This window comes from Advenella sp. (assembly GCF_052108595.1).
Taxonomy (GTDB): domain Bacteria; phylum Pseudomonadota; class Gammaproteobacteria; order Burkholderiales; family Burkholderiaceae_B; genus Advenella.
Genome location: NZ_JBQEAU010000020.1, coordinates 34,544 through 41,918, shown reverse-complemented (window position 1 = coordinate 41,918; position 7,375 = coordinate 34,544). Strand labels below are relative to the sequence as shown.

At 56.9% G+C, this 7,375-nt stretch carries 8 protein-coding genes; 4 read left to right on the top strand and 4 right to left on the bottom strand.

The window, feature by feature from the left end:
• From ACTIKR_RS05615 to ACTIKR_RS05600, 4 genes are all read left to right on the top strand, one after another.
• On the top strand, nt 1-805 hold an 805-nt coding region (locus tag ACTIKR_RS05615), incomplete at its 5' end, for an ABC transporter permease subunit (RefSeq protein WP_442327311.1).
• A gap of 7 nt (nt 806-812) precedes the next feature.
• Nucleotides 813-1,736 carry an ABC transporter permease subunit gene (locus ACTIKR_RS05610; protein ID WP_370540218.1) on the top strand — a complete coding sequence of 308 codons (924 nt, stop codon included), beginning with the start codon at nt 813-815 and terminating at the stop codon, nt 1,734-1,736.
• Between the two features lie 9 nt (nt 1,737-1,745).
• The gene (locus tag ACTIKR_RS05605; RefSeq protein WP_442327310.1) at nt 1,746-2,726 is read left to right on the top strand and encodes an ABC transporter ATP-binding protein; all 981 of its coding nucleotides are present in this window, start codon (nt 1,746-1,748) and stop codon (nt 2,724-2,726) included.
• A complete protein-coding gene (locus ACTIKR_RS05600; protein ID WP_442327309.1) occupies nt 2,723-3,694 on the top strand; it encodes a peptide ABC transporter ATP-binding protein in 972 nt (323 codons plus the stop codon). Before ACTIKR_RS05605 ends, ACTIKR_RS05600 begins: the two co-directional genes overlap by 4 nt.
• 350 nt (nt 3,695-4,044) lie before the next feature.
• Here ACTIKR_RS05600 and folK read toward each other — a convergent pair whose 3' ends face one another.
• Genes folK through hda form a run of 4 tightly spaced genes read right to left on the bottom strand, consistent with a single transcriptional unit; the run spans nt 4,045 to nt 7,350 of the window.
• Nucleotides 4,045-4,539, bottom strand: a complete 495-nt coding sequence (folK, locus tag ACTIKR_RS05595; protein WP_442327308.1) for a 2-amino-4-hydroxy-6-hydroxymethyldihydropteridine diphosphokinase — start codon at nt 4,537-4,539, stop codon at nt 4,045-4,047.
• A gap of 4 nt (nt 4,540-4,543) precedes the next feature.
• Nucleotides 4,544-5,953, bottom strand: coding sequence for a polynucleotide adenylyltransferase PcnB (gene pcnB / locus ACTIKR_RS05590; protein WP_193088730.1), 1,410 nt, complete (start codon nt 5,951-5,953; stop codon nt 4,544-4,546).
• A 23-nt stretch (nt 5,954-5,976) separates the two neighbouring features.
• Complete coding sequence (locus ACTIKR_RS05585) at nt 5,977-6,657, bottom strand: HAD family hydrolase (RefSeq protein ID WP_193088731.1); 681 nt, start codon at nt 6,655-6,657, stop codon at nt 5,977-5,979.
• Between the two features lie 18 nt (nt 6,658-6,675).
• Nucleotides 6,676-7,350: a DnaA regulatory inactivator Hda gene (hda, locus tag ACTIKR_RS05580; protein ID WP_193088732.1), complete on the bottom strand. Its 675-nt coding sequence runs from the start codon at nt 7,348-7,350 to the stop codon at nt 6,676-6,678.
• Nucleotides 7,351-7,375 lie beyond the last annotated feature (25 nt).

The window sequence follows — 7,375 nt, the reverse complement described above, 5'->3', positions numbered from 1 at the left end:
GGGTGATTTTGGCAAGTCCTTTTCCAGCCAGAGCAGTGTCTGGGGAGAATTTGCGGCCTTGTTTCCTGCCACGCTGGAGCTGGGCATCTGTGCCCTGTTGTTCGGCACTGTCTTCGGCATCTTGCTCGGTGTGCTGGCCGCCATCAAGCGCGGCACATTCCTTGATCATGGGGTCATGGGCCTATCGCTGACCGGGTACTCAATGCCGATTTTCTGGTGGGGCCTGATGCTGATCATGCTGTTTTCGTCCTATCTGGGCTGGACGCCGGTCTCTGGCCGCATCAGCCTGATCTATGACGTACAGCCCTATACCGGCTTCATGTTGATCGATTCGGTGATTGCGCAGATCCAGGATCCGGAATACAACAGCGGCGCTTTCCTGGATGCGGTCATGCACCTGATTCTGCCTTCTGTCGTACTGGGTACCATCCCGCTGGCGGTCATCTCGCGGATGACCCGCTCTTCGATGCTCGAAGTCATGGGCGAAGATTATGTTCGAACCGCCAGGGCCAAAGGGCTGTCGCCCAGACGTGTCATCTTTGTCCATACGCTGCGCAACGCGATGATTTCCGTGGTTACGGTGATTGGCCTGCAAATCAGCAGCTTGATTGGCGGGGCCGTGCTGACGGAAACCATTTTCTCGTGGCCGGGCATCGGCAAGTGGCTGGTCGACGCCATTTTTCGGCGCGACTATCCGGTGGTGCAAAATGGCCTGTTGATTGTGGCAGTCCTGATCATCCTGGTCAATCTGGTGGTAGACATTATTTATGGCGTTGTCAATCCGCGGATCCGTCATGCAAAATAAGGACGACATCATGAATCAACTCTCTGTGGCAGATACCAGTACAGCAACTGCTGGCGCCATCACATACCCGTCGCCCCTGCGCGAGTTTATCGACAGTTTTTCCAACAACCGGGGCGCGGTCGCGGGTTTCTGTTTTCTGGTCATCATGGTTCTGTCCGCCGCGCTGGCGCCGTGGCTGGCTCCGTACGACCCCTTGATGCAGTTTCGCGACCATATGCTGCAGCCGCCGGCCTGGCAGGAAGGCGGTAGCGCCGCCTATCTGTTGGGAACCGACGAAGCCGGGCGGGACATTCTTTCACGACTGATGCATGGTGCACGGCTGTCGCTGGTCATTGGCTTTTCAGCAGTGATTATCACACTGGTGCCCGGCATTCTGCTTGGGCTGCTGGCGGCTTTTTTCCCGCATACGGCAGGGCGTGTGCTTATGCGCATGGCCGATATCATGATGTCTTTGCCATCGGTGCTGCTGGCCATTGCAATCATGGCGGTACTCGGTCCTGGTATCACAAATGCAATGATCGCAATTGCGGTCGTGGGTTTGCCCGGTTACATGCGCATTGTGCGGGCCTCGGCCATGAGCGAGCTGAGCAAAGACTATGTCATGGCATCCAGGGTCACCGGCGCTGGCGTATTGCGCCTGATGTTCATCGCCGTGCTGCCCAACTGCATGGCACCGCTGATCGTGCAGGCGACGTTGGGGTTTTCCTCAGCCATCCTGGATATTGCAGCCCTGGGCTTTCTGGGGCTGGGCGTGCAGCCGCCGGCGCCGGAATGGGGCACAATGCTTGCCACGGCGCGCAATTACATTACCAGCGCCTGGTGGGTTGTCACATTTCCCGGCCTGACCATTCTGCTCACGGTACTGGCCATCAATCTGATGGGCGATGGCTTGCGCGATGCGCTGGATCCCAAACTGAAGCGCGCGGCATAGGAGTCACGAATGAGTTTATTGAACATCCGTAACCTGTGCGTGCGGTTTGGCACCAAAGACAAACCCTTTCTTGCTGTCGACGGGGTTGACCTGAATGTGGATCAGGGCGAGCTGCTGGGTATTGTGGGCGAATCCGGTTCGGGCAAGTCGGTATCCATGATGGCAATGATGGGTTTGCTGGACGGACAGGGTACCGTGACTGCGGACCAGATGCTGTTTGATGGACAGGAATTGTCTGCGTTGACTGCGAAACAAAAGCGCAAGATCATCGGCAAGGATATCGCCATGATTTTTCAGGATCCGATGACTGCGTTAAATCCCAGTTATACCGTTGGCTTTCAGATCGAGGAAGTGCTCAAGGTGCATATCGGTCTTGATCGCAAGGCCCGCCGCCGGCGCGCCATTGAGCTGATGCGCGAAGTGGAAATTCCCGATCCTGAACGCCGCCTGTCGGCTTATCCTCATCAGTTGTCCGGCGGGATGAGCCAGCGTGTGGCCATTGCCATGGCGATTGCCTGTGAGCCGCGGCTGTTGATTGCCGATGAGCCCACCACCGCGCTGGACGTGACGATCCAGGCGCAAATCATGGAATTGCTGCTGCGTTTGCAAAAAGAACGCGGCATGGCCTTGCTCATGATCACGCATGACCTGGCTGTCGTCTCTGAAGTCGCGCAGCGCGTGGTGGTCATGTATGCGGGGCAAGTTGCCGAAACCGGCGCTGTGCGGGACGTCTTTTTCGAGCCGGCTCATCCATACACACGGGCATTGATTGCCTCCATTCCCGAATCGTGTCGTGGTTCGCGGCGCTTGTCTACGCTTCCCGGCATTGTGCCCGGACAATACGATCGCCCGTCGGGCTGTCTGCTCTCGCCGCGTTGTCCTATCGCTCAGGCGCGTTGCGTGCGTGAACGTCCGGAACTCATCAGCTATCGCGGCAGGGCGGTACGCTGTCATACACCGCTGATTCCCTTGCAGGAAGTCAAGTCATGAATGATATCGTATTGAAAACAGAAAACCTGACCCGCCATTATGATGTATCGCAAGGGTTCATGAAACCGCGTGCCACGCTCAAGGCGCTCAATGGCGTATCGCTGTCATTGCAGCGTGGCAAAACCCTGGCGGTCGTGGGCGAATCCGGCTGTGGCAAATCGACGCTGGCGCGGCAGATCACCATGATTGAAGCACCGACCTCCGGGACGTTGTGGCTGGAAGGGGATCAGGTGGATGCCGAATCGTATTCACAGATCAAGGCCTTGCGCAGCAAGGTGCAAATGGTGTTTCAGAATCCCTATGGCTCGCTCAATCCGCGTCGCAAGATTGGCGATCAGCTGGAAGAGCCGCTGATCATCAACACCAGCCTGAAAGAAGCCGAACGCAAGGAACGCGTACGTGACATGATGCAGCGCGTCGGCTTGCGGCCCGAGCATTATTATCGATACCCGCATATGTTTTCCGGCGGTCAGCGCCAGCGTGTGGCCATTGCCCGTGCGATGATGCTGCGTCCCAGTATCGTCGTGGCCGATGAACCCACCTCGGCACTGGATGTATCCATTCAGGCGCAGGTGCTCAATCTTTTCCTTGATCTGCAGGATCAATTACATACATCATATGTATTCATTTCCCATAATCTGTCGGTGGTGGAGCATGTCGCTGACGAGGTGATGGTGATGTATCTGGGACGGATTGCAGAAAGCGGCCCGAAACAGACCCTGTATGAAAAACCACTACATCCATACACGCAGGCGCTGCTGTCTGCAACGCCTTCAATCTACCCCGATCGACGGACCGTGAAAATCAAGATTGAAGGCGAATTGCCGTCGCCATTGAATCCTCCTTCGGGCTGCGCTTTCCACAAGCGTTGCCCGCATGCAGTGGCACGGTGCAGTGATCAAGAGCCCATATTGCGTGAAGTGCACGGTCGGCAAGTTGCCTGTCATCTGGCCGAGCAGTTTGCATAAGGCGTCCACAGTCGTTTGCATAAGGCACTGCGGTCGTTGGCGATATGACACGTGCTGGCAAGCCGGCAGTATCGTTCTTGTTCGTGATAGAAGGTGAACCCGGCTCTGCCGGCTGTGCGGTCATGTCCGGGTAAGGTGCGTGGCAATCAGTGGCTGTAGTGGTCACCATCGTGTCGGCGTTATGGGCGCACAATCACGGCCTGATTGCAGGTCGCTTGTCCGGGTAGCGCTGATATTCATCGGCACATGTGTACATTATGGCTTGCTGCAGCAACGAATCGGATTAAATAATTAGGGAATTTCGTGACTGCTCGATTGTTTGATTGCTTGAGTGCATCACTGCTTGTTCGTTACCCGGGCCGGTCTGCATAGCGGCGGTACAGGGTTATCGGCTGCGCGTCGCATTCAGCCAGCCACTGGCTGATAGGCCGTTCATGCAGCACCATATCAGGTGCAATATCCAGCAATGGGCGCAGCACAAAAGCGCGCAGGTGCATGCGAGGATGCGGCAAAGTCAATTGCATGGTGTCCTGCACGAGGTCGTCATAGAGGAGGATATCCAGGTCCAGTGTGCGTGGGGCATTGCGATAAGGGCGTGCCCTGCCATGGCTCAGTTCAATGGTCTGCAGCGCCTGCAGCAAGTCCGGTGCAGACAGCTCGGTGGACAGCCGTGCCACGGCGTTGATGTAGTCCGGGCCCGAAGAATCTACCGGGGCCGTTCGGTACAGGTCTGAAACCTGATGCAAAACAGTACGGGGCAGGGCGGCGATATCGTCCAGGGCCCGATACAGTGTGTCTTCGCTTTCACCCAGGTTCGACCCCAGGCCAATGTAGGCATTGTGCATCTGGCTATGAAGCCGCAGGACGGCTTGAGCTTGCGCTGCCTGCGGGACTATCGCCGCTGGTCGCGTTGCCTTTGCTGGCATTGCTGCGCCGTTTGCGCCGCTTGCGTGGGGTGCTCGCCGGCCCGGCCGCCTGCTGTTCGGCAGTGAGGGCTTCAATCATTTCTGTACGCTCTCCAGGATGGGCGTCGGCCAGATCCATCCACCATTGCGCCAGCACGCTGTCAAATTCGTTGCAGGCGGCACGCAGTTGCAGGAAATCACAAGCAGCCCGAAAGCGCGGTTGCTCCGTCATGCGCCAGATTTGTTTGGGTATGCGACGTTCAAAACGTGGCTGCATAAACCAGATTTCGCGCATGTCCGCAGTGTGCCGACGCTGTATGGCCATTTTACTGATGTGCGTGTCGATGATCAGATCGGCAGCCTGGCTCAGCGCCGGTATGGGATGTTCCTTGCGCTCCAGGTTTTTCTTCCAGTTAATATCGACCAGTCGCCACAGTAGCGCTGCAAACAGAAAGCTTGGGCTGACCGATTTGCCGGCACGGACGCGATGATCGGTTCGCTCCAGCGTCAGTTGTACGAACTGTTCGCCCCCTGGCTGCGTGAGCACCTGATCGATCAGTGGCAGGACATTTTCGTGCAGCCCTTCCTTGCGCAGCTGCTCCAGCGCGACGATGGCATTGCCACAGGTCAGCAGTTTGAGCGTCTCGTCAAACAGGCGCGAGTCCGGCACGTTTTTGATCAGTCCGGCCAGAGTGCGAATCGGGGCTTGCGTTGCCGGTTCGATCGTGCCGTTCAGTTTGGAGGCAAAGCGAACTGCACGCAACATCCGCACCGGATCTTCGCGAAAACGCTTTTCCGGGTCGCCGATCATGCGCACCAGATGATTTTTCAGATCAGCCACGCCGTTATGGTAATCAATGACGGTTTCCTTGACCGGATCGTAATACAGGGCGTTGAGGGTGAAGTCGCGACGGGCAGCATCTTCTTGCTGCGTGCCGAACACATTGTCATTGAGAATGCGGCCATCGGCATCGGTGTGCTGGTCCCCCTGCGATGGGGCGCGGAATGTGGAGGTCTCGATAATTTCCTGGCCGAAGACGACGTGCACCAGTTGGAACCGCCTGCCAATGATGCGGGCCCGCCGGAACAGCGGCCGGATTTCCTCGGGCGTGGCACTGGTGGCAACATCAAAATCCTTGGGTTCGTAGCCCAGGACCAGGTCGCGCACTGCACCGCCCACAATAAATGCATCGTAGCCCTTTTGTTGCAGTACTTCGCACACCTTGATGGCGTTGCGCGAGACCAGGCGTCGGTCAATCTTGTGGTGCTCGTGGGAGTAGACCCGGTGTTTATCTTTCAGGACGGGCGCGGCAAAAAGCCGGCTGACGAATGTGCGAATGGTATTTTTGATCATGTGATTGTTTTTGTTGGTCCCTGTTATTGCAAAGGAAATAGATCCAGCACCGGCCAGCCTTTTTTGTTTGCCAGTTCGCGTAGCGGCGGTACCGGGTTGGTTGCAACCGGATGGGTCACTGCTTCAAGCAGCGGGATATCGTTCTGGGAGTCGCTGTAGAACCAGCTTTCGGTAAAGTGCTCGAGCGTCAGGCCCATGCTGCCCAGCCATTCATTGACGCGGACGATTTTGCCGTTCTGATAACTGGGCGTACCCACGACCTTGCCGGTGTAACGGCCATTTTTGTATTCCGGAACCGTACCGATCACATGCGGAATGCCAAAGGCGCGGGCAACAGGCGCGATAACGAATTCGTTGGTGGCCGACACCAGACAACACAGGTCGCCCTGTTCCAGATGTTTTGCAACCAGGGCCACCGCCTTGTCGCGCATGGCGGGCCTGACCACTTCGTGCATGTACTGTTCGTGAAAGCGCGCCAGCTCATAGGGTGTATGCAGGTTCAGAAAACTCAGCATGAATTCAACCGATTCTTCTATTTTCAGCGTACCCGCCGTGTATTTTTCCATGAGTTCATGGTTTTTTGCCTGCACGACCTTAGGATCGCCGCCCCAGCCATTGCGGGCCAGAAAATCTACCCAGTGGCGATCAGTATCGATTGGCAGCAGGGTATGGTCAAGGTCAAACAGGGCGAGTCGTTGCGTCATAGTCAAATAGTGTATTTTTCAGGAATGTCTGGATTGAAGGTAGGATTTTAACAAGGGAACGGTGATTGATCGCTTTTCAGCAAGCGAATAGCGATCAAGGGCATCAAGTAGCGATGACAGGGCACTCATATCACGGGCGTAATAGTTGAACATCCAGTTGGTGACTTCGGCGCTGAGCGGGATACCTTTGTCTGATGCCCGTTGCAGCAACGCGCTGCGGCGTTCATCGTCGGTCAGGGTCTCAAGGCGATAAACCAGGTCCCAGGCAAGGCGCGTGCGCAGATCTTCGCGTATTTCCAGCTGGCGGGGGGCACACGGGCCGCTGGCCAGCAGGGTAAACGCCTCGGGCGTATGCTGGCTGGTCTTCCACTGGTTGAACAGGCCGAACAGGGCTGCCGCCTGTGCCTCGGACAGGTTATGCACATCGTCCACCGCTATTATGCTGCCTGGCGCGACGGGTTCGCCCGGGTCCGGCAGGATATCGGTCGCCGTATTCAGGTAGAGACCGTGCTGGCGCGTGGCAGCGCGCAGCAAATGGGTTTTGCCGCTGCCGTGTTCGCCCCAAAGATAGATGCTTTGTCCGGCTGCAACGGCAAGCAGGCGGCTGACCGTTTCGCCATTGCGACCCGTTACGAAATTGTCAAAACGGGGAGGTACGACCGGCAGGACGTCCAGGATAAGTTGTTCTTTCATGTTTTATAAAAATCACTGCGACGAT

Excerpts from the sequence above, each read along its gene's own strand:
- ACTIKR_RS05605 (WP_442327310.1), top strand. The coding sequence starts at position 1,746 with ATGAGTTTATTGAACATCCGTAACCTGTGCGTGCGGTTTGGCACCAAA.
- ACTIKR_RS05600 (WP_442327309.1), top strand. The coding sequence starts at position 2,723 with ATGAATGATATCGTATTGAAAACAGAAAACCTGACCCGCCATTATGAT.
- folK (WP_442327308.1), bottom strand. The coding sequence starts at position 4,539 with ATGCACAATGCCTACATTGGCCTGGGGTCGAACCTGGGTGAAAGCGAA.
- pcnB (WP_193088730.1), bottom strand. The coding sequence starts at position 5,953 with ATGATCAAAAATACCATTCGCACATTCGTCAGCCGGCTTTTTGCCGCG.
- ACTIKR_RS05585 (WP_193088731.1), bottom strand. The coding sequence starts at position 6,657 with ATGACGCAACGACTCGCCCTGTTTGACCTTGACCATACCCTGCTGCCA.
- hda (WP_193088732.1), bottom strand. The coding sequence starts at position 7,350 with ATGAAAGAACAACTTATCCTGGACGTCCTGCCGGTCGTACCTCCCCGT.